Source organism: Priestia sp. D3YE.R1 (assembly GCF_049199565.1).
In the GTDB taxonomy this organism is placed as follows: Bacteria; Bacillota; Bacilli; order Bacillales; family Bacillaceae_H; genus Priestia; species Priestia aryabhattai.
Genome location: NZ_JBLTHW010000002.1, coordinates 453,625 through 478,886, shown reverse-complemented (window position 1 = coordinate 478,886; position 25,262 = coordinate 453,625). Strand labels below are relative to the sequence as shown.

At 37.7% G+C, this 25,262-nt stretch carries 20 protein-coding genes, 1 pseudogene and 1 riboswitch; of the genes and pseudogenes, 8 read left to right on the top strand and 13 right to left on the bottom strand.

Features of this window, described 5'->3' with window-relative positions:
- Positions 1-121: 121 nt before the first annotated feature.
- Positions 122-2,101 (bottom strand): zinc ribbon domain-containing protein, encoded by a 1,980-nt coding sequence (locus ACOZIR_RS14690; protein WP_421535665.1) that lies wholly within the window; start codon positions 2,099-2,101, stop codon positions 122-124.
- 292 nt (positions 2,102-2,393) lie between these two features.
- Here ACOZIR_RS14690 and ACOZIR_RS14685 point away from each other — a divergent pair, with 292 nt between their 5' ends.
- Genes ACOZIR_RS14685 through pcp form a run of 3 tightly spaced genes read left to right on the top strand, consistent with a single transcriptional unit; the run spans position 2,394 to position 4,720 of the window.
- A complete protein-coding gene (locus tag ACOZIR_RS14685) occupies positions 2,394-3,098 on the top strand; it encodes a DUF969 domain-containing protein (RefSeq protein ID WP_368895215.1) in 705 nt (234 codons plus the stop codon).
- A complete protein-coding gene (locus ACOZIR_RS14680; RefSeq protein WP_421535664.1) occupies positions 3,099-4,064 on the top strand; it encodes a DUF979 domain-containing protein in 966 nt (321 codons plus the stop codon).
- A 14-nt stretch (positions 4,065-4,078) separates the two neighbouring features.
- The gene (gene pcp / locus ACOZIR_RS14675) at positions 4,079-4,720 is read left to right on the top strand and encodes a pyroglutamyl-peptidase I (protein WP_421535663.1); all 642 of its coding nucleotides are present in this window, start codon (positions 4,079-4,081) and stop codon (positions 4,718-4,720) included.
- A gap of 131 nt (positions 4,721-4,851) precedes the next feature.
- Here the strand turns inward: pcp and ACOZIR_RS14670 are convergent.
- From ACOZIR_RS14670 to ACOZIR_RS14655, 4 genes and pseudogenes are all read right to left on the bottom strand, one after another.
- Positions 4,852-4,992, bottom strand: a pseudogene (locus tag ACOZIR_RS14670) (putative motility protein); the annotation flags it as partial.
- 309 nt (positions 4,993-5,301) lie between these two features.
- Positions 5,302-7,122: a hypothetical protein gene (locus ACOZIR_RS14665; protein ID WP_421535662.1), complete on the bottom strand. Its 1,821-nt coding sequence runs from the start codon at positions 7,120-7,122 to the stop codon at positions 5,302-5,304.
- A gap of 718 nt (positions 7,123-7,840) precedes the next feature.
- Positions 7,841-7,942, bottom strand: a complete 102-nt coding sequence (locus tag ACOZIR_RS14660) for a flagellin (RefSeq protein WP_275037572.1) — start codon at positions 7,940-7,942, stop codon at positions 7,841-7,843.
- Between the two features lie 354 nt (positions 7,943-8,296).
- Entirely contained in the window at positions 8,297-9,553 is a 1,257-nt protein-coding gene (locus ACOZIR_RS14655; protein ID WP_421535661.1) for a flagellin, read from the bottom strand.
- Between the two features lie 317 nt (positions 9,554-9,870).
- On the opposite strand from ACOZIR_RS14655, the gene ACOZIR_RS14650 reads away from it, so the two are divergent.
- On the top strand, positions 9,871-10,185 hold the full coding sequence (locus ACOZIR_RS14650) for a hypothetical protein (RefSeq protein ID WP_421535660.1): 315 nt from the start codon (positions 9,871-9,873) through the stop codon (positions 10,183-10,185).
- A 243-nt stretch (positions 10,186-10,428) separates the two neighbouring features.
- On the opposite strand, the gene ACOZIR_RS14645 is transcribed toward ACOZIR_RS14650, so the two are convergent.
- Together ACOZIR_RS14645 and ACOZIR_RS14640 are read right to left on the bottom strand one after the other, a co-directional pair.
- Entirely contained in the window at positions 10,429-11,070 is a 642-nt protein-coding gene (locus ACOZIR_RS14645) for a hypothetical protein (RefSeq protein ID WP_421535659.1), read from the bottom strand.
- 96 nt (positions 11,071-11,166) lie between these two features.
- Complete coding sequence (locus ACOZIR_RS14640) at positions 11,167-13,488, bottom strand: hypothetical protein (protein ID WP_421535658.1); 2,322 nt, start codon at positions 13,486-13,488, stop codon at positions 11,167-11,169.
- A gap of 283 nt (positions 13,489-13,771) precedes the next feature.
- Positions 13,772-13,857, top strand: a riboswitch (cyclic di-GMP riboswitch).
- 23 nt (positions 13,858-13,880) lie between these two features.
- Here ACOZIR_RS14640 and ACOZIR_RS14635 point away from each other — a divergent pair.
- Complete coding sequence (locus ACOZIR_RS14635) at positions 13,881-15,383, top strand: glycosyltransferase family 2 protein (RefSeq protein ID WP_421535657.1); 1,503 nt, start codon at positions 13,881-13,883, stop codon at positions 15,381-15,383.
- A 33-nt stretch (positions 15,384-15,416) separates the two neighbouring features.
- Here ACOZIR_RS14635 and ACOZIR_RS14630 read toward each other — a convergent pair whose 3' ends face one another.
- Positions 15,417-17,960 carry a sensor domain-containing protein gene (locus tag ACOZIR_RS14630; protein WP_421535656.1) on the bottom strand — a complete coding sequence of 848 codons (2,544 nt, stop codon included), beginning with the start codon at positions 17,958-17,960 and terminating at the stop codon, positions 15,417-15,419.
- A gap of 110 nt (positions 17,961-18,070) precedes the next feature.
- On the opposite strand from ACOZIR_RS14630, the gene ACOZIR_RS14625 reads away from it, so the two are divergent.
- Positions 18,071-18,349 (top strand): hypothetical protein, encoded by a 279-nt coding sequence (locus ACOZIR_RS14625; protein WP_421535655.1) that lies wholly within the window; start codon positions 18,071-18,073, stop codon positions 18,347-18,349.
- A gap of 36 nt (positions 18,350-18,385) precedes the next feature.
- Here ACOZIR_RS14625 and ACOZIR_RS14620 read toward each other — a convergent pair whose 3' ends face one another.
- The 5 genes from ACOZIR_RS14620 to ACOZIR_RS14600 all read right to left on the bottom strand — a co-directional run bounded on the left by ACOZIR_RS14620 (position 18,386) and on the right by ACOZIR_RS14600 (position 23,352).
- Positions 18,386-19,315, bottom strand: coding sequence for an NAD(P)/FAD-dependent oxidoreductase (locus tag ACOZIR_RS14620; protein ID WP_421535654.1), 930 nt, complete (start codon positions 19,313-19,315; stop codon positions 18,386-18,388).
- A gap of 48 nt (positions 19,316-19,363) precedes the next feature.
- Complete coding sequence (gene folE, locus ACOZIR_RS14615) at positions 19,364-20,008, bottom strand: GTP cyclohydrolase I FolE (protein ID WP_047931724.1); 645 nt, start codon at positions 20,006-20,008, stop codon at positions 19,364-19,366.
- A gap of 57 nt (positions 20,009-20,065) precedes the next feature.
- On the bottom strand, positions 20,066-22,597 hold the full coding sequence (locus ACOZIR_RS14610; RefSeq protein WP_421535653.1) for an EAL domain-containing protein: 2,532 nt from the start codon (positions 22,595-22,597) through the stop codon (positions 20,066-20,068).
- Positions 22,598-22,876: 279 nt separating this feature from the next.
- A complete protein-coding gene (locus ACOZIR_RS14605; protein WP_045294696.1) occupies positions 22,877-23,137 on the bottom strand; it encodes a hypothetical protein in 261 nt (86 codons plus the stop codon).
- On the bottom strand, positions 23,134-23,352 hold the full coding sequence (locus ACOZIR_RS14600; protein ID WP_045294695.1) for a hypothetical protein: 219 nt from the start codon (positions 23,350-23,352) through the stop codon (positions 23,134-23,136). Before ACOZIR_RS14600 ends, ACOZIR_RS14605 begins: the two co-directional genes overlap by 4 nt.
- 247 nt (positions 23,353-23,599) lie before the next feature.
- Between ACOZIR_RS14600 and ACOZIR_RS14595 the strand changes: the two genes are divergently transcribed.
- Both ACOZIR_RS14595 and ACOZIR_RS14590 read left to right on the top strand, forming a co-directional pair.
- The gene (locus ACOZIR_RS14595; protein ID WP_045294694.1) at positions 23,600-24,115 is read left to right on the top strand and encodes a cupin domain-containing protein; all 516 of its coding nucleotides are present in this window, start codon (positions 23,600-23,602) and stop codon (positions 24,113-24,115) included.
- A 154-nt stretch (positions 24,116-24,269) separates the two neighbouring features.
- Positions 24,270-25,262 (top strand): DUF3231 family protein, encoded by a 993-nt coding sequence (locus ACOZIR_RS14590; protein ID WP_045294693.1) that lies wholly within the window; start codon positions 24,270-24,272, stop codon positions 25,260-25,262.

Sequence of the window (25,262 nt, the reverse complement as noted above, 5' to 3'; positions counted from 1 at the left end):
CACACCTTTTAGCATTATACACCATTTTTGGTATTTTAGGAGCGTTATTTTTTAAATATATCCGTTAAAAAAAGCTCTGTACAAACTTTGATACAGAGCTTTTTTAGATATAATTTTATATTTAATTCACTTCAGTCGAGCTAATTAATTCATTCACGCCTAAGCTTCCGTTAGCCTGCTGCTGAATTTTGTGCACACTTTTGAATTTTTTGTGTTTCACGCTGCCGTCGCCATATGTAATGTTATATTCTTCTGAAGTATTTACTTGGTAACCGTTTGGTATAGGTTCTACTTTCGTCACCTCAAAATTTAATAAATCTTCTGTAATATTCTTTTGATTTAGATATGCAGTATACTCTTTTTGTTCGCTATACTTTTTCCCAGCTGGATCAATATACGGCGCTGCAATTGAGAAGTTATGACTTTTAATCGATTCCATCGTTGCATCCATGTACTCTGTCATAAATCGTGTAAGGTCGGCTGTATCGGATACATCTTCATCTTCCACCTCAGCTGTATCTTCTGTTTCTGTACGAACACCTTCATCCGTATTTTCCACGTCTGTATCATCAACTACCACTTCACTATCATCATTATCGTTTCCCTCTAACTTAGCGGTTTTCATTTGATATACTATTGGATGCTCCTCTTTAACCTCCTCCACATTTTCTGAGAACGAATCATATGCGTCCTCTACATCATCAAGCAGCCATTTCTTTTTCGTTTCATCGTACACTAAACTGTATTTAAGAACTTTTCCCTCGTTTTCAAAGCCTGAACCATAGTCAATACCGTACAATTCTTTACCGACGATGGTAGCTTCCCAACTTCCTTCATCCGTGTAATTCAGTTCGCCTGTATTCAAATCAAACGTTGTACCTACGTATTTGATTTTTGAGTACTCCGTGTCCATTCCATCGCCAATAGATTCCGTGACTGCACGCTTGTAATGATTCGTAACGTTCTCTAATGCATTCGGCTTACCTGTGCTATAAACCTTAAATAAGTTTTTATTCTCAGCAGCTGCTATTTTCATTAACGCATTTTCTAAATCTTTATCTCTACCAAAGTTGTATTGAATTTCATCGCTATCAATAGGAATATTATTACTTGTCATTTCTCCCCAAGGAAAGTTTGCTGCTACTTTCATACTCATGGAGCCATCCGTTACAACAGGACCAAATTCAGATGTTTTAAATGGATTAACTTTTACCTTTTTTCCATCAATCAGCAATGCTCCTTTCATATCTGGAGGATTCGTTCCTAAATCAAACGCGATGTCTTCCCCTTTCAAATCCAAGGAGACCGTTTTTTTGTTTAGATTATCCATTAATGAAACCGTATCTTTTGTAACTAAATCAACAAACCCTGTTTTATATTTTCCTTCTATTTTATATATACCAGGCAAATAAGGTCCATACGTTTTCGAAAAATGATTGGAAGAAGCAGCCCCAACTTTTTTCCCGTCTACATAAATGGCTGTATTTTTATAATCCGTTTCTACTTCTAGATACATGGGCTTTACTTCAATCGTATATTTATCAAAAAGAAAAGCTGTTTTCCCACGTTGTGCTAACTGAAAAGGAAGAACCTCCGGATCATCTTCGTAGCTGCCGCTTAACTCTTTATCTAGATTAATTCCTTTATCTAATGCTTGAGATTCTAATTTTAATACGTCTATCATGTCATTTATTTCATCAGGATGCTTTTGAAAATATGTCATAAATCCTTTAACATTTTCTTTGTTTATTTCCAAATTTGAATTCTGAGAACTTAACAGATGAGCAACAGTTTTTTGATCATTATTATGTATGGCTGTTTCAAAGCGATCAATAACTCTATCTTTATCAGTAAAATGCTCCCCTGCCTTATATCCTCCTATTAATAGGACAACCGCTGCTCCTGCAGCAATAAGTTTTCCTTTTGTCTTTTTAGACATTTGCTTAGGTGGCTCAGGTGATCGATTTGAGGTTCTTATGTCCATATGATTATCTTCAAGCGATGTCTGTTGTGCGCTGTTTTGTTCAACAGGTCGCCCGCATTCCTGACAAAATTCCGCTCCTTTCTTTAACTGCTTGCCACATTCTTTACAAAATAACATGTATGTATCCTCCTGATGAAAATGATATTAATTTATGTATATATTTTCTTAAACTCTCATTCTTCTAGTTATAAAAATAGGTAATTATACTCATTAAAATATTACCATACATGACACTCTTTTCTTCATTTTTTGATTTATTTGTTTATTTAAACAATTAAACTATTTTATGCCTTAAGCATCTTGTTTTAATTTTCAGAATTGTTTATACTCAAGACGTCTTTGTTTTTTTAGAAAAGCAATGGAGGTGAATTTACAGCACGATTTATACATACTCAAGGGGGATTTTTTTATGTTGAAATTAATTGGGGTTTTGCTAGTAGCAGTGGGTTTTTTATTTCGTCTAAATACACTGCTTGTGGTGACCGTCGCAGGCATCGTGACGGGCCTTGTATCAGGTTTGTCACTGCATGAAGTGATTACGATGTTCGGTCAGTTCTTTGTTGATAACCGCTATATGTCTATGGCTATTTTACTTACTCTTCCTATCTTTGGCGTGTTAGAAAAATACGGGTTAAAGGAACAAGCGGAAGTACTAATAAAAAAAGCAAAAAACGCTTCATCTGGAAATGTTTTACTTATATATCTTTTTATCCGTGAAATCTCAGCCGCAGTCGGCTTAAATATCGGAGGACACGCTCAATCCGTCCGTCCATTAGTGGCACCTATGTCTGAAGGCGCAGCTCGTGCCAAATACGGAGAGCTTGCTCCTAAAGTAAAAGAAGATATTCGCGCTCACGCAGCAGCTGCTGAAAATACAGGCTGGTTTTTCGGTGAAGATATCTTTATCGCAACGGGTGGAATTCTCTTAATGAAAGGGTTCTTTGATTCTGTAGGCATTCACGTTGACGTCTGGGATATGGCGCTTTGGGGAACTCCGACAGCCATCTCAGCGCTGCTGATCAGTGCCATTCGTTTCCGTCAGTTAGACCGACGTATTCACAAAAAAATGACGAAGCACAAATCAACATCATCTTCAAAGACGGAGGCGAGCTAAATGAAAAGTATCCTGACGCTTGATACGATTTACTACTTACTCGGTATTATTGTCGCTTTTATCGCAATTCGAATTGCACGTGACCCTAACCATCCTAATCGTTTAGGATCTTCTCTATTCTGGGCGCTGTTTTCCATTACGTTTTTATTTGGCAACATCATTCCGCCTTTTTATGTAGGATGCTTGGTCATTATCATGGTGCTGCTTGCTTCATTTAACCGAGTCACTAAATCGAATGAAGCCGAAACACTTGCTGAAGAACGCGTGGCTCACGCACAAAGATTAAAAAACAAAATTTTTTTACCGGCTTTATTTATTCCTATTTTTACGATTATTGGTACCCTTCTTTTCGGCAAAATTAAGTTTGGAAACTGGGCGCTAATTGATCCAGAAAAAGTTACGTTAATTTCACTGGCAATCGCAGCTGTTATTGCGTTCATCGCTTCAATGGGCGTCACCAAAGCAAAAATGGACGTGCCTGTTAAAGAAGGAAGCCGCTTGCTTCAAGCCGTCGGCTGGGCAGTTATTTTACCGCAAATGCTCGCAGCGCTTGGCGGTATTTTTTCAAAATCAGGCGTTGGAAAAGTCGTTTCGGATATTGTAAGTGATGTACTACCGACTAACTATGCGTTTGTTGCTGTGCTTGCTTATTGCTTGGGAATGCTGCTGTTTACGATTGTAATGGGAAATGCTTTCGCAGCGTTTGCCGTTATTACAGGAGGTATTGGACTTCCCTTGATTGTACACATCCACGGAGGAAATCCAGCGATTATGGCGGCACTTGGTATGTTTGCTGGCTACTGCGGCACACTTCTTACGCCAATGGCAGCTAACTTTAACATCGTACCTGCCATGCTGCTTGAATTAAAAGATAAAAACGCCGTGATTAAAGCTCAAGTGCCGATTGCTTTATCTGTTTTTGTTGTTAATACGCTATTAATGTACTACCTTGTATATCACTTTTAAAGGAGACTAGTAGAATGACAACTGTATTACTAACTGGCTTTGAACCATTTGAAGGTGAAAGTATTAACCCGTCTTTAGAAGCTGTAAAAGCTTTAGACAGCGTAGCTGTTGAAGACTATCACATCATTGCTAAGCCTCTTCCCACTGTTTTTGGTGAATCAATCGCAAAGCTTCATACGTATATAGAAGAAATTAGCCCTTCTATCGTCATTTGCGTTGGACAAGCAGGCGGCCGAGAAGGAATTACGATAGAACGGGTGGCGATTAACGTAGACGACGCGCGAATTCCTGACAACATCGGCCAGCAGCCTATCGACCGCCCTATTATTCAAAACGGTCCTGCCGTATACTTTTCGACACTACCCATCAAAGCAGCTGTCGAAAACTTGTGCCAAGCAGGCATTCCAAGCAGCGTCTCGCAAACCGCAGGAACATTTGTCTGTAACCACGTATTTTACGGGCTGATGAACATGATTCAAAACTGTTGTATTAAAGGCGGATTTGTTCATATTCCTTATCTTCCTGAACAAGCTGTGAACCATCCAGGGAAAGCGAGCATGTCGCTGGATTTAATTGTGCAGGGACTGCTGAGTGTGGTGAAGACGACGATTTTGGTTGAGGAGGATGTTGTGGTTTCTGGTGGGGCTACACATTAACAATACGTTTCAAATAACCCCAATACCTTACGCAAAAAGACCTTACTCTTACTTCATTTGGTAAGGTCTTTTTGCGTAATGGAACAATTTCACTGCTCTTATATTTCAATTATATTAAAAGAGCAATGAACTTATAATTTCAAATCAATATTTCTACCTAAATGCGGCTGAGCAGCCTGTTGAAGGGCTTTTACATTGGCAGTGCTTATTAACTCTTGAACAGCTTTTCCTTGCTGTTTGGCGTTTCCCATTGCTATTTTCATGACTGATAGAGAAGCTTGCTGTTAGACTTTTACTTGATTTAGTGACATTGACATTAATGACATATCCACAAAAACACTCCCTTTCTTCTAATGAACAACAAAGTGTAGCTGTTAAACTAAATAATAAACTTCATTTTATCGCACATTCAACAAAACCACTTTTTTGCTGTAAGGCTATGATTGAGAGCTTATCCAGCTCCTTCTTTTAGTGCATGAAGTTTCATTAGATTAAGTTTCGCTGGCCTGAACAAATAATATCGAAAAATTGCGTCAGATATTTAATTATTAACTATAGAACGTCTACTTAATTAAATAAATTTAAATTGTAATATCATTTAGTTCTTTTATATAAATAGGGTCGTCAATTCTTGAAATCAAATCATTTCTTAAATTGGTTCGATAGGAAGAGTTCATTTTTTCTGAATTTAACACACTAAAAGCAATTAAGTATTTTTGAAGTGGATATACATCAATATTGTTATTACCATGTAGAATATGTAGCCGGTCAGCACTCTTCAATGAAGAAAAAGCATTTAATTCATTAAGATGATCTAATACCCTCAATGCATCTAATTGTCCAGAATCACTAATTATTTTTTTTATAGTTTTATAGTCACTCTCTTGTCCCATAATTTTTGGGCTAACTGCAGCTACCTGTCTGGAAAGAAAACTAGAGAAACGCCAAATGTTTGAATGTTCTGTTATAAATGACGATAATCCTTGTGGTAATTCATATTTGGTTATCATCCATAGACTTGCTAAAAAATTAGTAGGGGATTTTCGAGCTGTGCTCAAGGCTAAACTTACAATTTTCCTTCGCAGGCTATGCCCGGGACTAATTTTCCAATCTACAAAAAGTTTTGCAACACCAAATACTGAGGGGTCATCAAAACAATCCATACTCACCAAAAAATCAGCTAAATGTTTAAAGCTTGTCTTGTTAGGTCCTAGGCGCTTGTAGTATCTCAAAACTTGATTTCTTAGCCCAGGCTGGTCTCTTAAAATATCCGGTACTCGGTCTTGTAAAAATTTATCACCAGTTAAAGCAGAAATGGAAAAATATCTTCCTAGTATTTTATCCCATCTCCCAACCTTAGGTTTTTTTAAAAATTTTCTAAACCTTTTTCTAATTTTCTGCTTCTCCCCTTCGATAGAGAGACCAGCTTTAACCATTCTCTTCACTCTCTTGGTCATTATGGTTAAATATCTATTTTCATTGGGTAAGAAATAATCTTCGGCCTCACTCATACTTAATATTTTAGTTTTCCCCATGTTTAATCTAATTCCTCTAGTAAGTAACAGTTCATCTAAACCTCTTAATATTACTTTTGCCTCATGAATATGATGTACTCCAAAGTCAATATCATCCATCCATCTGACAAAATTCCCTCCAGTTTGAGACTCTAGGTATTTATCAACCTCAAACAAAAAAGAATGACCTAACAATCTAGGGGCATCATAATTTAATTGAGGTAACCCCATTCCGGATAAAGGTAAGTAATCCGGTCGCCACACAAAGTTTTCAACCATAAAAAATAAAAAGTCAAGAAGGCTCTCTTCAATTTTACCGTAACTTGCCAAGACATTCCTAAGTTGTCGGAAGATAATATTATCAAAGTAGTTTGAAATATCAGTTACAACAATAAAGGCAAAAGTTTGTTTAAAATCATATATTTTCTCTTGAAATTGCGGCCATAACTCCCACCAAGCATAGGGGAATTTTTCATCTATATCAGCCTCAGATTTTGGACCTCCATGACTACGGCTATAAAATGCCCTTTCCGAAGGCTGGGCAGTTTTTATAATTGGAGAAATGCTCTCTACAATTGATTGTAAAACTACTGCATCCTCAGGGGAAGGTATTAATTGATGCCTACAAATCCCAAGTTTTTTCTCTACAACGATTTCATAGTGTGGTTTGGGCCTGTATATGCCTTTCCTAATCTGATTACTAATACTTCTCAATATTTCAGCTTTATTTCTGTGGAAATCAAAATAATCATGTAAATCAAGTAATGCTTGACCCCGCATAGCCTCTTTTACGTATTTTTTCCAAACCTCTTCCATTTTTTTCGGATTGAAACATTCATCTAAATTTAATACACGTTCATTCAATCTTGGAGTATTAACATGTCCCACAAAATGTCCCCCTACAAAATCATAAGAAAGTTATAATAATTATACATCACCACATCATCGCTAACTCATACTGTACTTTCATAAATAAATATAATATACTCGAGTTTCACCTTGATGTTTAATGATATCACAAAATTTTACGTAATATACTAATCATAAGATTACTCTTTAACTCCTTTTTTAATTTATAAATTGCCACGTATAATTGTATTTCCCTACATAATTTATTCCTCCTATAAGACGAATTTTTAAACTGAATCTCATTGTGAAAAATTCATTGATATCATAAATTTCAAGAAAACAAAGAGACCCTAGCAAAACTAGAGTCCCTCTCAGGTAATCTAAAATTAACGAAGAAGTTGTAATACTCCTTGTGGTTGTTGGTTCGCTTGCTTTGCGACTATATCTTTCGATTACAGAATAGACTATATCTTCATCCATGGTTTTCATGGAGCTGGGCACTTCGAACAGTTTTCACTGCCCTACGAGATTCATAGTCATAGTTTTCACCTTAGACCGTATTCTCTAGTCGTTGAACCTTCTCCAGAGTTTCCTCACAGGAGCTTGGCTGCTGATTATCCATTGTTGTATCTTCACCATTTTAAAACCTTCACGATTATCGTTTCTGATTACGTTGTGGTTGATAAAGCTTTAGGAAGTTCCAGCAGTTCACCCAGTTATCCTCTAGCTTGTTACCAAGCCAGACGCCCTTTAATCATTATCTCAAAAGTTGTAATACTCCTTGAGGCAACTGATTAGATTGAGCCAACATTGCTTGTGATGCTTGAGAAAGAATTGAATTCTTCGTTTGTTCCATCATTTCTTTCGCCATCGTGCGAACATTTACTTTCATAAATGACTAGACTATATCTTCACCCTCTTATATAAGTAGGGGCCGGGCACTTCAGATTCACAATACTGATGTATATTGTTTCACCTATGGATTTCATCATCATAGCTTTCGCCTTAGATGGTCTATCCTAGTCGTTGAACCTTCTCCACTCTTTCGAGACAGGAGCTTGGCTGCTGATTGCCCAATCTTTTCTTTTTTCACGCCTTCACGCTTGTCGTTTCCAACTACGTTGTGGCAAGAAAAGCTCTAAGAGCGTTCCAGCAATTCACCCGATAATTATCACTAGCCGTTACCAGCTAGGACGACTGTGCTTGTTACTGCTTATGCAGCTAAAGCATAATCTACGTCACGGATACGAGATTCCGCAGCAGTTAGGTTTTCAGAAGATGTACTTAAGTTGTTAATTGTGTGATCTAAACGGTTTTGATATGAACCAAGTTTAGAACGCTCTTGTGAAACTGTCTTAATTGCATTATCAATTACTTTTACTGCATCAGTAGCTTTTGCAGAACTTGACATATCCAAAGCATATTCTGTTCCAGAAGTCACATCTTTAGTAATTTGATTACCTGCCCCTGCTGCAAATGTTGCACTTCCAGCACCAGCATCAGCATCAGCATTTGCAGTAGTACTTGCTATACCAAGTGCTACTGCACGCATATCATTGATATCTAGCGTCATTTGTTGATCGCTGTTAGCACCTATTTGGAAAGTTAATTTACCATTTGTACCATTTGTACCTTCTGTTATAGAGGTTATTGTTGGGCTCACACCGGTTTTAAATGAAATGCTCCCATCGCCAGCTTGACCATCAAATTTACCACCAGAAGTAGCTGAAATTGTTAACCCTTCATTTCCATCTGAATCAAAATTGAAATCTGCGATAGACAGGCTTGGATCCGCTCCACGCATCGCTTCAAATTGTGCTTTAATACGATTTCCTAGATTATTTGGATCAGTAGTTCCTGCAGCAATAGTAATTGTTGTTCCAGAAAAACTATCAGATCCACCTCCATCGGCATTAGCTGTTGCAGTGAAATCAATTGTATAATCTGTTCCACCAATATTCAAAGTAGTATTACCCGTTTCACCAGCAACAATATTTGTAAAATTGAATCTAACACCTTCTTGAGTAGCCCCAGCAGAACCGCCACCCTGAGCATCACCGTTAATTAATTTTTTAGTATTGAATTCAGTGTTATTACCAATTCGATTAATTTCTTCTGTTAATTGGTTAACTTCTTTTTGAATCTCAGCACGGTCATCTGTTGTATTAGTGTCATTTGAAGCTTGAACACCTAGTTCACGCATTCGCTGAAGAATATCATGTGTTTCATTTAACGCACCTTCAGCTGTTTGAATTAAAGAAACACCATCTTGAGCATTTTTAGAAGCCATGTCTAATCCACGAATTTGACCGCGCATTTTTTCAGAAATTGAAAGCCCCGCTGCATCATCCGCTGCACTGTTAATACGAAGACCTGAAGACAATTTCTCCATTGATTTACTTTGTGCATTGTTTGCATTATTGTACTGACGATAAGTATTTAACGCTGCAATATTGTGACCAATTCTCATTTTTCTTTACCTCCATATAATTGTTTTACTTCTTGGTTACATCCTTGTATTCAAGAAGCCTCTCACTTAATAATTGATTAAGCGAGGAATATTAATAATCAAACATAGACCACTGGACATATGTTCATACTATATATCGACGTAGAGGTAAAGTTGTTTATACTCTCTGTATATTTTCTTTTAAAATTTTATTGATGCTGTTGCTAGGATTAGATTTTGATTAGTTACTATAAAAATACTTTACTAATTCCTCCTTTAAAAACCTCTCAAATTCTTGTAAAATATGCATAATTACTAAAAAGACAGGAGCTTTACCCATGCACAATCTCCAACACATTTTTAAGACGCATAATTTTGCACTAACAAACGAAACAACCAAAGGACTTGAATATAAACATCAAAAAACTGAAGATATTGTATATTTACTACCAACAAAAGAAATAAACCTTGTAGTCAGTCCCCTTTCATTTGATGTGGACTTAAGTCAAAGCGATGGAAAAGTTCATAGTACAGCGTTAAAACACTTTCCAAAACGGTTAAACGGAGGCAAACAGCCTATTTCTTTCGGGTATTCGTTTAAGTTTCAAACAGAAGAAGCTTTAAGTGATTTTTTACATACCTTAAATAAATAACAGAGTAAAAAGACAGGATAAACATCTATCCTGTCTTTTTACTCTGTCTAACTATAAAACTAGGATGATTATTTTATTCCCTAGAACAGATATGTATTATTCAACATCTATGATATAAGCATCAACCCATAATGTTGAGAAAATAACTGCTTTTAGAAAAGTATCTCAATTTACTTTTCACTGTTTGACAAGCCATCAAACTTCAAATAGACGTGATTACACAAATTATTAAATTTATTATTTTTAGTATTTATACGTTGCAGTGATATAAAGACGATCGTCTTCTGTGTTCATTGTATATGCGACTCTATTTAGCCTTACTGATACTTCTGCCATCCAGTCGTCATTAGTAATACCTAATGCTTTTATTATCTTTGTCCGTTCCTCGCGGCTTAAATCAGGTTCTAACACCTGTATTAGCGTATCCATGTCGTGGACCAAATTGTCCAAGCTTTGTATTTCTTCGGCTGAAGGATAAGTCAAGTTTAAGGTAATATGATGAATATTTTTGCTTTCTTTTGTTAAGAACACTATGTAAGAATCCGCGTTTCTAAAACCACCTCTTTTAACTATTAATCCTTTATTAACCCCTACTTCTTCTACTTGCTTGTCTAACAAATTCGGTTCAATTTTATTCCATCCATTTATAAATTCATTAAATGTTAATGATTCTATTGGAGAGTTATCCGAATCCTCTTCTTCTGCATTCTTATTTTTCATATTGCTATTTAGAGGGTTATTTGATTGGTTCTCTTCAGATAGAACCACCTTTGTACCTTTTGATTTTTCTTCTTTCGATTCTGCAGAAGATTGTTCTGAACAGGCTGTTAATATTACTATCCCAAAGATTGCAATAAAAATTAGCCCTTTTTTCTTTTTATCCATTTAAATTCCCTTTCTTTATCCCTTATTTATGCTTTAATCTCAAAAGATGCTTTCAAACGAAAAGCGAAACGCCGAAACATTTCGCTTTTGCGTTAATTATCGTTCTGCGCTATAGTTAACCGATGTTCGTGTACTTTCAGTCATGCCTGGATTTGTAATCGTTACATATACTTTCCCCGCTTTTTGTCCAAGCTGCTTAATCGATAATGTTGTCGATGTTCCACCTGATTCCTTGCTTGCAAGCAACGTTCCTTTTGAATTTGCATTGTATACTTTAATGATGTCACCTTTAGCAATCTTACTTACGGTTACACTGTCTGCTTTTCCTTTATTGTTAACAACCTTTACTTGAGACGATTGTAATGCATTGGATTGTTCTCCAGCAAATGAAATTGCAGTTCGCGCACTTTCACTCATTCCTGAACGTGTTATGCTTACATATACTTTCCCTGCTTTCTCCCCCACTTGTTTTGCTGTAAGAGTAACCGATGTTCCTGTTGATGTTTTAGATGCTATAAGCGTTCCTTTTGAATTTGCATTGTATACTTTCACAATGTCTCCCTTAGCGATGCTTGAAACTGCAATAACATCATCTTTTCCTTTATTGTTAGTTACTTTTACTTGTGACGATGATAAAGCATTAGACTGCTCTCCAGAGAATCCAGCTACTACTCGATCACTTTCACTCATTCCTGATTGTGTAACTGTTACATATACTTTCCCTGCTTTCTCTCCCACTTGTTTTGTTGTGAGAGTGACTGACGGTCCTGGAGACGTTTTTGACACTAAAAGTGTTCCTTTTGAACTTGCGTTGTACACTTTCACAATGTCTCCCTTAGCAGTGCCTGAAACTTCAATTACATCATCTTTTCCCTTGTTGTTGGTTACTTTAATTTGAGATGATTTTAAAACAGATGATTTCATAGAAGTGATGAACTCATAAGGAATATCTTCTGTATAACCATCATTTTCAATAACGACATAGTAAGTTCCTTTTTTCAACCACGTTTGGATTGAAGCATTTCCAGAAACTAACTCATCTCCATTTGTAATAAAATCTTTATATACATATCCATTGCTATTTTGAAGCTGAGCGTGCCATTGTGCTCCTGCCTTTTGTTTCATTAATAACGTTACATTTCCATCGTTAGGTAAGACTATTTTGTAAATATCTTTATCATTGTTATCACTCATTGTCCCTTTGTATAGTTGATTTAGACTAATCGAATTAGCTGTAGTTAAAGTGTTATTAAACTCTTTTTCATAATTATTGCTTGCTGTAAAAGCTGTCTTTATTTCATATGATTCATCTTCGGCATAACTATCAGGCTCAACCGCAATATAGTACGAACCTTTCGGCAGGCCTACTTGCATTGTTTCATATCCCTCGATAAGTTCACTATCGTCTGTAACAAAGCTATCAAAGTTTTGAGATTTAGAATTTAAAATACTAACACTCCATCTAACTCCAGCTTTTTGCTTCATAGACAGTGTCAAGTTTCCATCGCTTGGAAGATCAACTTTATATACGTCTTTATCATTCGAACTATTAATACTTCCTTTATAGCTTTGGTTAAGATTCATTTTATTAGCTGCTGTTAAACTATTATTAAATTCTTTTTCATAATTATCGCTTTTGATAAAACCCACTTGTACTTCATATGGTTCGTTTTCTGAATAAGAATCGTCGCTCACTTGAACATAATATGTTCCCTTTGGTAAACCTACTTCTTTTGAGGCGTACCCATCAATCAGTTCGCTATCATCTGTAGTTAATTCTTCCATTACTTTCCCGCTGCTAGTTTGAATGGATGCGTACCATCTAATGCCCGGCTTTTGCTTCATTGATAGCGTTACATTTCCATCATTAGGAACTTTTACTTTGTAAAGGTCTTGATCATTACCATCACTTAAAGTTCCTTTATAGCTTTGGTTTACATTCATAGCATTTGCAATAGCTAAGCTATTATTGAACTCTTTTTCATAATTATTACTGGCTGCAAAACCTACCTTAAACTCATAGCGCTGATCGTAGGTAGAATAGTCATATGGACTAACTTGGATATAGTATGTTCCTTTTGGGAGCCCAACTTGAACTGCAGCATTCCCTTCAATCAATTCACTGTCATCCGTTTCAAGGGATTCAAATATCTCACCTTTATTATTTAAAATTGTTACATCCCATGTAACACCTGCTTTTTGCTTCACAGACAACGTTACATTTCCGTCACTCGGTAAAGAAAATTTATAAAAATCTTGTTCATTCTTCCCTTCATGCAGTGTGCCATTATATGTTTTATTTACTTCTATTGGCACAGCATTTGAAATTGCAGCATACGTAAAAATTGGTTTTATTCCTAACAAACTAAAAGCTACAATAATACACACTAAAGTCAGTTTTCGCGCAGATAAAATCATCCATACCCCTCCATCATTATAAATTACCTATTCATATTACAATATTTATCTAAATATAGATATAAAAACCTATTGGTTTACCATTTTATTTTTATACTTTTACAGAATTAATTTTATTAAAGTTAATTATTTAATTTCCTTCGAAACATCATCGAAATTTGTCGAATCTTTTTAGGGTAATTCAACCTATTTTTATGGTAAAATATAAAAAATATATTCGTTATATAGTATAATTATAGATATTTTGTTCTTCAAAAGGAACGAAGGTAGTGAACTTAACTTGTTCAGTTAAAGGCAAACCAGTCGAAAGGCTGGGACGCAAAACTTCAGGTCTAAGGTCTTTAGGACTAGGATAGCTGGGTTTCCTGATATATCAGGGGGTAAAGTAAAACATGAACAATCAGCGTGTCGTTACTGGAAGTATTGGAGCTTCGTATATGAGGCCTCGCATTGTGGCATTTATTCCGGCGCACAATGAAGAGAAATCAATTCGCGACTGCTTGGCAGGGTTAGGTGACCAGCTTCTTCCGAATAATGTGGAGCTTGATGTGTTTGTAATCGCAGATAACTGTACGGACCGCACAAAGGAAAAAGCGGAGCTAGCCGGAGATGAATTTGATTTAAATGTGAAAGTACTGGTCACTGAAGGCAATAAACAACGAAAAGTCGGCGCATTAAATACGGCTTGGAAAAAGATATATGGAGATACACTGGATTTATATAATACGACGCTGACGAAATATCAGCAGCTGTATAAAGAGTCGATTAAAGCAATTTTAGGGATGGATGCAGACAGCCGCTTGGCTCCGAAAGCACTCATTAATTTATGGGAAGATTTAATGACGTCGCGAAACATCGGCGGCGTGATGGCAAAATATACGATGAGAATGCCTAAAAAGAAAAGCTCGCTTTCAAAAGATGATGTGCACTACGAGGAAAAGCTTGCAAGCGGCGAGTACGGCGGACCGATAGCCCGGTGGTGGACGCATCAGCAAAAGCAGGATATGGCGAGCTGGCTTTTGGATCTTCAGTACCACGGCGGGAGCACGTACGTACTCGGCGGTCAGGCTACGCTGTTTCGTCCTGAAGCGCTTCAAAATATCGTGGAAGAAAATAAGCTTGACGGTCCTTGGCAAAATGACAGCGACGTTGAAGATATGCTGCTGACGTGGCAGCTGCAAAAGTCCAATTGGAAAACGTTAATCAGTCCAGGCGCTCGCTGCTTTGTGGATTCGATGAGAAGCTATCACACGTACCGTGAACAGCGTAATAAATGGAAGTCTGGGACGGTTGATTTACTGACAAACGGAAACTTGGACGTAAGAACCAAGCATAAAGGAAAGCTGTGGCGTTCACAGATCAAAACGCTGTGTGATTTACTCATTCGCCTGCTGTTTGTTTTATTGTTATCAGCTGCGCTTGCGACCGATCAATTTTACTGGTCGTGGCTTTGGATTATTCCAATTGCGTTAGCTTCTGTCTTAAATATTATGCTCGCTGTCAAAACGCCGATGCACAGGCCAATTGATGTAATACTGGCCGGTCTTTTGATTAGTCCGGAAATTTATCTGTGGGTGAATTTAATTACGTTTGGTCAAGTATGGATGGAAAGGCTTGCCGCGAATAAAAAAGACGGCTGGGCGAATCAATACAACGCAGAAAACGGGAAAACGCGCAGTAAGTTAGGGCAAGGCATTTTAACAGGCTTTGCATTTACAGGAATGATTGTTGTCCTGTGCATCTATTTCCGCGACTACTTAACAAGCCCTTCTGTACAGCAAGCCATTTACCCGTACTTAATGAACGGATGGATTCTGCTGACATATTTGACCATCTATCAGTCTCTTTATATGGTTTACCAGATTTGGACGCTGCGAAAGCCTATTCAAGCGTAAAAAAGTGATGTCTCTGTCGAGACATCACTTTTTTTATAGAAATCGTTTCTTTAAATATTCGGCGATTCTTTGAGGAGCAGCCGGCTGGCTGACAATGTAGCCTTGAATAAAGGAACATTCGTGCTTTTGTAAAAAGGCGAGCTGCTCTTTTGTTTCAACGCCTTCTGCAATCACTTTCATATCAAGAGCATGAGCTAAGTACAAAATGCTTTTTGTAATCGCCTGCTGCTTTCCTTTATCAGTCGCGTGTTGAATAAACGTTTTATCGATTTTAAGCGTATTAAATTCGAAGTCTTTTAAATGTGATAACGAAGAAAAGCCGGTGCCAAAATCATCTAAAGCAAACGTTACGCCGATTTTCTTTAATTCGTCCATGACTTTTTTTACGTGTTCTTCATACTGAATAATAGAGCTTTCCGTCACTTCAAATTCAATGAATGAAGGGTCGATGTTGTAATGAGCTAACGTTTGTTGAACGTGCTCTACAAATCCTCGTTTCAGCAAATGTTTAGACGAGACGTTAATTGAAACGGGCACGGTTTGTAATCCTTGATTCTTCCACTGCTGCAGCTGCTTGCACACATGATCAATTACCCAGTCGCCGAGTTCAATAATTAAATGAGTTTCTTCCGCTAATGGAATAAAGTCTTCAGGTGATACGCGTCCCCACTCCGGATGATTCCAGCGAATTAACGCTTCGATGCTATCAATCTCTCTGCTGTTTGTATGGACCTTTGGCTGATATTCAATAAAAAATTCATTTTGAAGAAGTGCGTTGCGCAGTCCTTTTTCCAGATGATAGCTTTTATATGTCTCGCTGTCCATTAACGGCGAATACAGCTGCCAGTCGCTTCGCCCGATTTCTTTGGCACGGCGCATAGCAAGGTTGGCATTCGTTAATAAGGTTTTCACATCTTCACCGTCATGGGGATAGATGCTGATTCCTATACTGGCCGTGACGTACAGTGAAAAGTCATCAATGGTAATTTCTTTTTCGATTTCTTGAAAAAGTGCTGCAGCTAGCTTTTGACATTCATTGATATGTGCAAGAGATAAAAAACAAATCGCAAGCTCGTCTTCTCCTACTCTAGCTAGCATTACATCTGGCGTTACGAACTTTTTTAACCGACTGGCAATATGCTGCAGCAGGCGATCGCCTATGTCGTAGCCTAATGTGTCGTTAATATGTTTGAAGCGATTCAGTCCTAGATAAAAGACCGCTAATGAATCTCTTTCTTTTTTCATTTGTCGAATGAAATTTTTTAATTTCTTTTCAAACTTTCTTCGATTCGGTAAATTTGTCACATGATCATGAGTCGCAAGATATTCAACATGATCCACGTACTTTTTTTCTGCGGTAATATCTTCAACAATGCCGTCTATGCGCCTCAGCTTGCCGTTTTCGTCAAGCGTGGGAATGCATCTATCTTTCACCCATTTCATCTCACCTGTTTTTGTGTAGATTCGATACTGCTGGCGAATTGTTTTTCCTTTTTGCAGCTGATGCTGCGCTTTTTCCACAGCTGGTTTATCGTCAGGGTGAATAAAGCTTTCCCACAGATCTCTATCTTCTAAAAATTTAATCGCATCTTCTCCGTAAATGTTGCTAACACCACTCGAGCATACAATCACTTTATTACGCTGCACATCAACGGACCATATTCCAGCATCCAAATTATTATAAATCGTTTGAAACTGCTGTTCTTTTTGCTTTAATTCATTCGTAATCACTTTCGATTCGGTAATATCATGAACAACGCCAATCAGCTGTATGACGTTTCCTTGCTCATCTACTAGTGCATCCGCTTGCTCAAACACCGTACGTTCTTCACCGTTTGGCCGCATTAGCGCGTATTCAATTTTATAGCTTTCGCCCGTTGAAAGTGCCTCTGCAACTGCTTTTTCTAACCTTTTTTGATCACAGCCGTTGATAAATTGAAGGACTTCCTTAAAAGAAGGAGTAAAGAGCCGATTAGGGTTTAGTCCGTAAATATTATGTAACTGAGGCGACCAATAGCTTTTATCTTCCGTCACGTCGTAATACCAGCTTCCTACATTCGCAAGCTTTTGCTCCATTTTCAAATGTGTTTCTAATTGAGAAATGTGATTGGAGCGCTCCTGTTCTTTTGAATCATCTCTGCATACGGCATAAACACCCGCAACTTGCTCATTTACGATAATAGGAATAAGCGTAGTATATAAATGAAGTTCTTTTTTTGTTTTATGATTGATTGTCGTTGAAAAATGAACTTTTTCCCCTTTTAAAGCACGTTGAAAAAGCTCTTGTGCCTGCTGTTGTTTCGATTTATGTATAAGAGCTGTCAGCTGCTGGCTTTTTTGTTTGTGCTCGTTTCCTGTTAACTTGAAGGCTGCTTCGTTGCTAAACATGATATCCCCTTCACAGTTGATAAAAAAAATACCTTCACTGTATTCTTTTAAAAGCTGTGTGTTCAAACGATCAAGATGTTTTATGATCACGATCGACTGCTCCTTCTCCGTATTTTTATCTGGCAAGGTCTCATGCTGCCTCCTTTTATCCATTTCTTCTATACTAGTAGAATAAGTTACATTTGACATATATTTTACCCTACTTTCTCCAAATGAGGAACATCTCAGGTAAAGATAGCTAAAAAGGTTTTTAACGTCTTTTTAGTTTGGTAAAATAAAACATATATAGGAGGGATATTGTGACGCAAAGTGCTAAAAAACACGACTTATTTTCTCGAGGTTCTTTTCAAACCGCTGCTTTTCTGCTTCTTTTCTCGCCTCTTTTTACTCGTTTGTTTCAGCAGAACGTCTGGACGTATATAACGGTCGCTACTATCATCGTTCTTTTTAATTTCATTACCGAGTGTATTCTAGTAAAAAGAATCAGCGCTGCACTTAAAAACTACATTGCTTTTTTTCAAACAATTTGTCTGCCTGTGAACACACTTCTTTTATGTTTCTTCTACTATGTTACGTAAAAAAGCATCTATCGATTTGATAGATGCTTTTTGATATTATGACTCATTCAAAAGACTCGATACATGCTTGGCTACAATCGCTCCTTGACCTGCTGAAGAACTGATACTAGAAAACAAGGGAGTCGTGCACGCGTCTCCAATCGCGTAAATGGCTGGGTTGCTGCTTTGATGCACTTCATTAATGACGATAAGCCCGCTTTGTGTAGTCGTGACTTTTTCTTTAATAAGTTCAACATTGGGCGCTATGCCTAGTCTAATCAGCACTGCGTCTACTGATAGGTTCTTACATTCACTGTTTTTACTTTTTAAATCGATCGATGTGACGTGATGCTTTCCGTGGATAGCCGTCACTTCTGTATCTGTCATCACTTTAACACCGGGGTCGGAAAGAACTTTTTCAACGTATTGCTCTCTTGCTTTAAAATGCGTAGAACGATGAATCAGATATACTTCTTTTGCTTGTGATGCTAAAAGATATGCTCCTTCAAACGCCCGGTCTCCTCCGCCAATGAGAGCAACCCTTTTACCTTTTAGCCGTTCTCCGTCTGCTGAAGCAGAATATACTTCTCCTCGGTCAATCATTTGCTGCTCACCCGGCACTCCGAGCTTTCGCTGACTAGAGCCCGTTGCTAAAATAAGATACGTATAGCCAATTTCTTTTTCTGTTTCTTGCTGCTTTACTTTTACTGTTTTAGAACGTTCATCAATGGAAATTACTTTTGTATTCGCTTCATATAAGCAGTCCATATCGATAAAATGCTGAACCATTTTACGCTGCATTTCGATTCCATTTTCCGCTTGTATTCCGGGATAATCAATAATTTCATTATAAATCTTAAACAGCTGTCCGCCTAACTGTGCCTGTTCTTCAAGAAGCAAGCACTCAACGCCTAGCCTTTTACACCACACGGCAGCAGAGATGCCAGCGGGCCCTCCGCCAATAATCAGTACGTCAACGTGTTGCATACAGCTCACCTCGCTTCTGCTTCTCAGCTTATATGGCTTTTTGTTTCTTTACATTTGTCGCTGTAAAAGAGATAAAAATTCTCCTCGAACCTCTGGTTTTTCCATAAACATTCCTCGAACGGATGAAGTGGCTGTAGAAGCTGAAGACTTTTTAATTCCTCTTCCGCACATGCACATATGCTTCGCTTCAATAATCACCATCACTCCTTTCGGCTCTAACACTTCTTCGATTGCATCTGCAATTTCATTTGTTAGACGTTCTTGAACTTGAAATCTTTTTGCGTATCCTTCTACCGTACGAGCGATTTTAGATAGACCTGTAATTTTTTTATCCGGTATATACCCAACGTGGGCAACGCCAAAGAACGGCGCAAAGTGATGTTCACACATTGAATGAAACTCAATGTCTCGTATTAACACCAGTTCGTTGTGATTCACATCAAATGTTTTTTCCAAATGAGCTTTCGGGTCTTCTCGGTAGCCTTCCGTGTATTCTAAAAACGCCTTTAACACGCGGTACGGCGTCTCTTCAAGGCCGTCTCTTTCCGGATTATCTCCGCATAAATCAATCAGTTCTTTCACCGCATTCATAAATGTGTCAGCTTGACCGATTTTTTTATCTATTTCAGTTGAATTTGTTCCTAGTGTTTCTAAAAATTTTTGAGCAATTAAATTTTGTGTACTAAGTGCCATCTCTTTATGTCCTCTTCCCTTTTCTTAGTAAGTTTATTTTCAAATGATGGTTTTGTTTCAGCTATTTAAAAACGCTGCTTCAAAATCTTTTGCAGCAAGAGGCTTGCTAAACAAGTATCCCTGCATATGATCACAGCCATTTTCCATTAAAAACGCTTTTTGATATTCTTCTTCCACACCTTCTGCGATTACCTGCAGCTTTAAGCTTTGAGATAAGCTGATAATCGCCTGCGCAATTTCACTATTGCTGTAATCTTCTTGAATATCCTGGATAAAAGACCGGTCGATTTTCAAACAATCGATTGGTAATTTTTTTAAATAGCTCAATGAAGAATATCCGGTTCCAAAATCATCGATAGAAATTGATATACCATATTTCTTTAGCAGATGTAAAGCTTTAATCGTTTCTTCCGCGTTCATCAGCAATGTACTTTCCGTAATTTCCATTTCAAACCATGTGGGATCAAATCTATGGAGCGAAAGAAATTGCTGTATTTCATTAACCAACACAATTGGATCTTGAAACTGCCGCGGAGAAAAGTTAACCGCTAGCGTCATTTTTTCGTTTCGTTCCTTGTTCCATTTGCTGACTTGAGAACAAGCTTTTCTCATGACAACTTCCCATAGAGACTGAATCAAACCAGCTTCTTCTGCTATAGGGATAAATACTTCCGGAGAAACAAATCCAAGCTCTGCGTCATTCCAGCGAACTAATGCTTCTACTCCGGTGATTACATTGCGATGCGCTTCTATTTTCGGCTGATAGTAAACGTCAATGTCACCTTTTTGAATTGCTTTTCGCAAGCGCGTTTCGATGTGAACTTTCTCAGCTTGTTTTTGATTTAACGAATCATGATAAATACTTACTTTGCTGCCGCCTTGTCTTTTTGAAGCATACATGGCGACATCTGCATACGTAATAAGCGTGTCCAAATTCGTAGAGTGCTCCGGATAAAAGCTTAACCCGCTGCTGATACTGACGAAAACTTCATCATTGTCAATGTAGCAGGGCTGTTGAACATACGCGATGATCTTCTCAGTGATACATTTAACTTCTTCCGGTGTAAAATCACTGAATAAAATGACAAACTCGTCTCCTCCTTGCCTTGTAAGAAAGCTGTTAGCAGGAGGCAGACATTCTTTAATGCGGTTAGCTATGAGCTGTATAAGCTGATCGCCTTTTGAATGCCCTAGCGTGTCATTAATATCTTTAAACCGGTCTATATCCATAAATAACACGGCTACGTGACGAATAGACTTTTCCTTCGACTCAATTAAGCGCCTGTTTAATTCTTCTTTAAAATATCTTCTGTTCGGCAATCCTGTCAAAAAGTCGTGGTACGCATGATACTCACTTTCTTCCTGACTTTTCTTTAAATCGTCCACATATGTTTTTAAAAAGTGAGAAAGGTGGTTGATATTGGCCACAAGTCCTCCCAGCTCATCTTTTCTTCTTGTATTCAGCACCTTGCCGAAATTGCCTTTGGCGATTTGATTTACGTGCTCCATAATATGTTTAATTGGCCGCGTAATCGATGTAGAGAAGACAAAGCTGATAATAAGAACAAGAAGAATGAATGGAAGAGACAGCAGTAAATGTTTAATTAATTCTTGCTGCAGCTCTTTTTCAATAAGTCCGTAGTCATACACTACGCCTATTACGTAAGCTGGAGAGTTTTTTTCTTTAATCGGCACCAATGTTTTTAATACTTTTTTATGGTTAATGACAGCAGTATAGCTTTGTGATTTTCCCGTTTTTAAGGCCTTTTGAATAAACTGTTCGTCACGTTTAGTATTTCGATACGTGTATGTTCCGTACCAAATCGGCTGATCTTTTATTTTAATATATTTATTGCCGTTTAAATATACGTTTTGATTTTTTCTTCCGAAATTTTTAGGATTAAAAACGGTCAGTTCAAGAACGCCGTCAAGATTTTCAGTAAAGCGGTTCATTACGTTCGTAGGACCAAATTTCCTTTCAAAATCCAGCACATGCTTATCACGAAAATAAGGGTTAATAATATAATTAGTAGACCCGTCGTAATAATACCCCCATTTGTCAATGTGATTAGGGTTGCTGGAAGCTATTTCAATCGGCCCGCTCCAAAAGTGAGATAAAGCAAATCCTTTTTTGGTAGTAACCGGCTGCTGTGAAAGAAGCTGCTGGAAAGATGTATACCAATAGCCCCACTCTTTAGTAGACATATTGATTTCCTTAGGATCAGAAGATTTTACGCCTATAATATCGTCTCCTACAGGAGCTAATAATGTAATGTGAGATACCATCAGTTTTTTAGCCAGTTGTTTCAACTGGTCGTTGCTGATGTCATGATAATCAGCAGGCAAAGACTGTTGAATCGCAATTGAAGCCGTTCGTAATTCCTGTGCCATTCGATCTTCCATATAGGAAGCACTATTTTTGGAATTTTCGACTTCGTACGCAATTTCTTCTGTTACCAGCGTAATTTCCTTTTGGTTAAACTCTATTAATCTATTTTTTGATCGAATGTAGTGCAAGGTGTTATTTGCTAGTAGAATACACAATACCAGCAAAGTAAAGAATACGGATAACTTTTTCTTTATCGACACTAGTGATGGCCTCCTGTTTAAAGAACTGATCCGACAGTTTAAAACTCGCCTGTATGCTCTAGCTTTACATCGGATACTATTCTTCAATTTCCACAAAAAAAGAATGAACTCATACAAAAAACCAACCGCTTTGGTTGGCTCTATTCTTAACTAATCATAAAACATATTAAATACATACTTTTATTTACATGGGTAGAACAAATTTGTATTACTATAATATTTTAACTTCTTTTATCAAAATATCAAAGGGGGAAAATTTAACTTTCTTTATCCCTGCCCCTACTTCTTAAACTTCTTCAAAATTCGGTGATACCAGTAAATTCCGACTCCCGTTAGTAAAATAATTGTTCCCCACTGATGCGGTAAAAACTTCAGCAGCCATATGGACATGATAATAGTCGCTACCGTTAAGTTACTCAGCCACTGTTCTCTGCTTAGCTTTTTCTTATTCATCACCACCGCCACATAACCAATGGGTGGCGCAAAAAAGCACAGCAGCAGCAGGAATTTTTCTGAACGGTGCCAAGGCTGTTTATTCATTTTTCCTCACTTTTTCTATTTAAAATGAACTGATAGCCAAACGTCACGATGATCCCTGTCCAAAACATAGAAGATGACGACACTAACTCGGCACCTTTATAGGTATACATTGTTACGTTCACAAACAGCAGCAATAAAAGTATATAAAAACCTGCCGACACAGCTTTATTCCAATTTTGATGCTCTCGTTTAGACGCATCTTTAAATAACTTCATCTAAACTCTCCTTTTACATTTTATCCATCACTTATCCATTTAGAAATTCTACCTTTATGTTAGCATATTGGTTAGTTTTGGAAAATAGATAAAGGGAATTCTATGGAAAATCCACAACCAACAACAATAGAACTATTAAAAGATAATAAATGTAAATAAATAATTCTTTTTAACTATTATTTTGCACACAAAACGTCCATATTAGTATACAATAATCTCAAAATATGTTTTTTAAGGAGATAAAAGGATGACCGCAACTCATAATCAGCTAACAAACGCTTTTCACCGTACACCACACGATCAAAACACATTTCATTTTCTTGATGAAAAAGTAACGCTTCTTGTATCAGGTGAAGATACAAACGGAGCTTACGCCGTGGCGCACGTAGTGAAACCAGCAAACCAAGGTCCCCCGCTTCACCTTCACGAACATGAAGACGAAACGTTTTACGTAAAGCGCGGATCGATGATTTTTTACGTAGGAGAAGAAATAATTGAAGCAAAAGCGGGCGATTATGTTTTTGCTCCTCGAGGTATTCAGCATCGCTTTGTGACCGGACCAGAAGAAACGGAATTTATCCTTACTGCTTCTCCTGCAGGCTTTGATTCATTCGTTAAAGAACTTGGTATTTCCGTTCCAGAAAGTGCTCCTCTGCCGCAAGTAGGACCGCCTACTGAAGAAGAAATTATGAGTTTAGTTACCGTCTCTAAAAAATACGGCATTACCTACCCTGAAATTGAAAAAGCATTCAATAAAAAATAAACGCTTTACATAGAGATCTGCTCTTTACCATGCAGGTCTTTTTTCTATTTTGATTCCAATTTATCAATGGAATAATTTAACACAACCTTGTCCACACTATACTTATCTGTTTTTCGTAGATACGTACCATTTTTATAGATAGGAGGAAAGCTCATTGAATGCAGAAAGCAAGCGTTTGACTTCAACTGAAATAACGAGTCTATGCGCGCAGTACCATCAGGATACGCTGGCGATTTGTGTCGCAAAACACGTTCTTGCAACGGTGAGGGATGCCGAGATTCGGTCGCTGTTTGCTTTTTCGCTAAAGTTATCTGAAAGACATATTGAGATACTGACTGCCATTTTTCAGGCCGAACATTTTCCGCTGCCGAATGGATTTACAGATGAAGATGTGGACTTGCACGCACCTCCGCTTTTTACAGACTCGTTTTGGCTGAAGTATCTTCATGACATGACGATTCACGGCTTGTCAGGGTATGGCATTTCATTTAGCGTTTCGGTTCGGCGAGATATTCGAGATTATTATCATCAATGTAATTTAGATGCGATGGAAATCTACAATCGGTCGCTCGATTTGCTTTTAGCAAAAAATCTTTATGTGCCTGCTCCTTATTTTTTAAATCCTAAAAAACAAGAGCCGATCACAGATTTGTCTTACGCTCTTGATTTTGTCGGAAAGCAGCGTCTTTTAAACGCAAATGAAGCCGGTAATATTTATTTTAACTTACGCAAAAGCATGGCAACCAAAGCGCTTTTGATTGCCTTTAAACAAGTGAGCAAACGAAAAGATGTGAAGAAAGTAATGGAGACCGGTCTTGATGTGGCCCACAAGCATATTGAGCTTTATTCTTCCATTATGCACGAAGAAAACCTCCATACTCCTCCGCTTTTGGATAATGAAATCACAACGTCTACGCACGCGCCTTTTTCAGAAAAGCTGATGACGTTTCATGCAGGCGCAATGTTTAAAGTAGCCATTACTTACTACGCAACGGCAATGACCACCAGCATGAGGCTTGATATTGTCGGGCACTGTGAAGCGTGTATTTTACGAGACTTAAAAGTAGCGGGGCGCTGCAGCGAAGTGATGATTAAAAACGGCTGGATTGAAAAGCCGCCTGAAGCAAGCGATCGTAAGCAAGTGTAA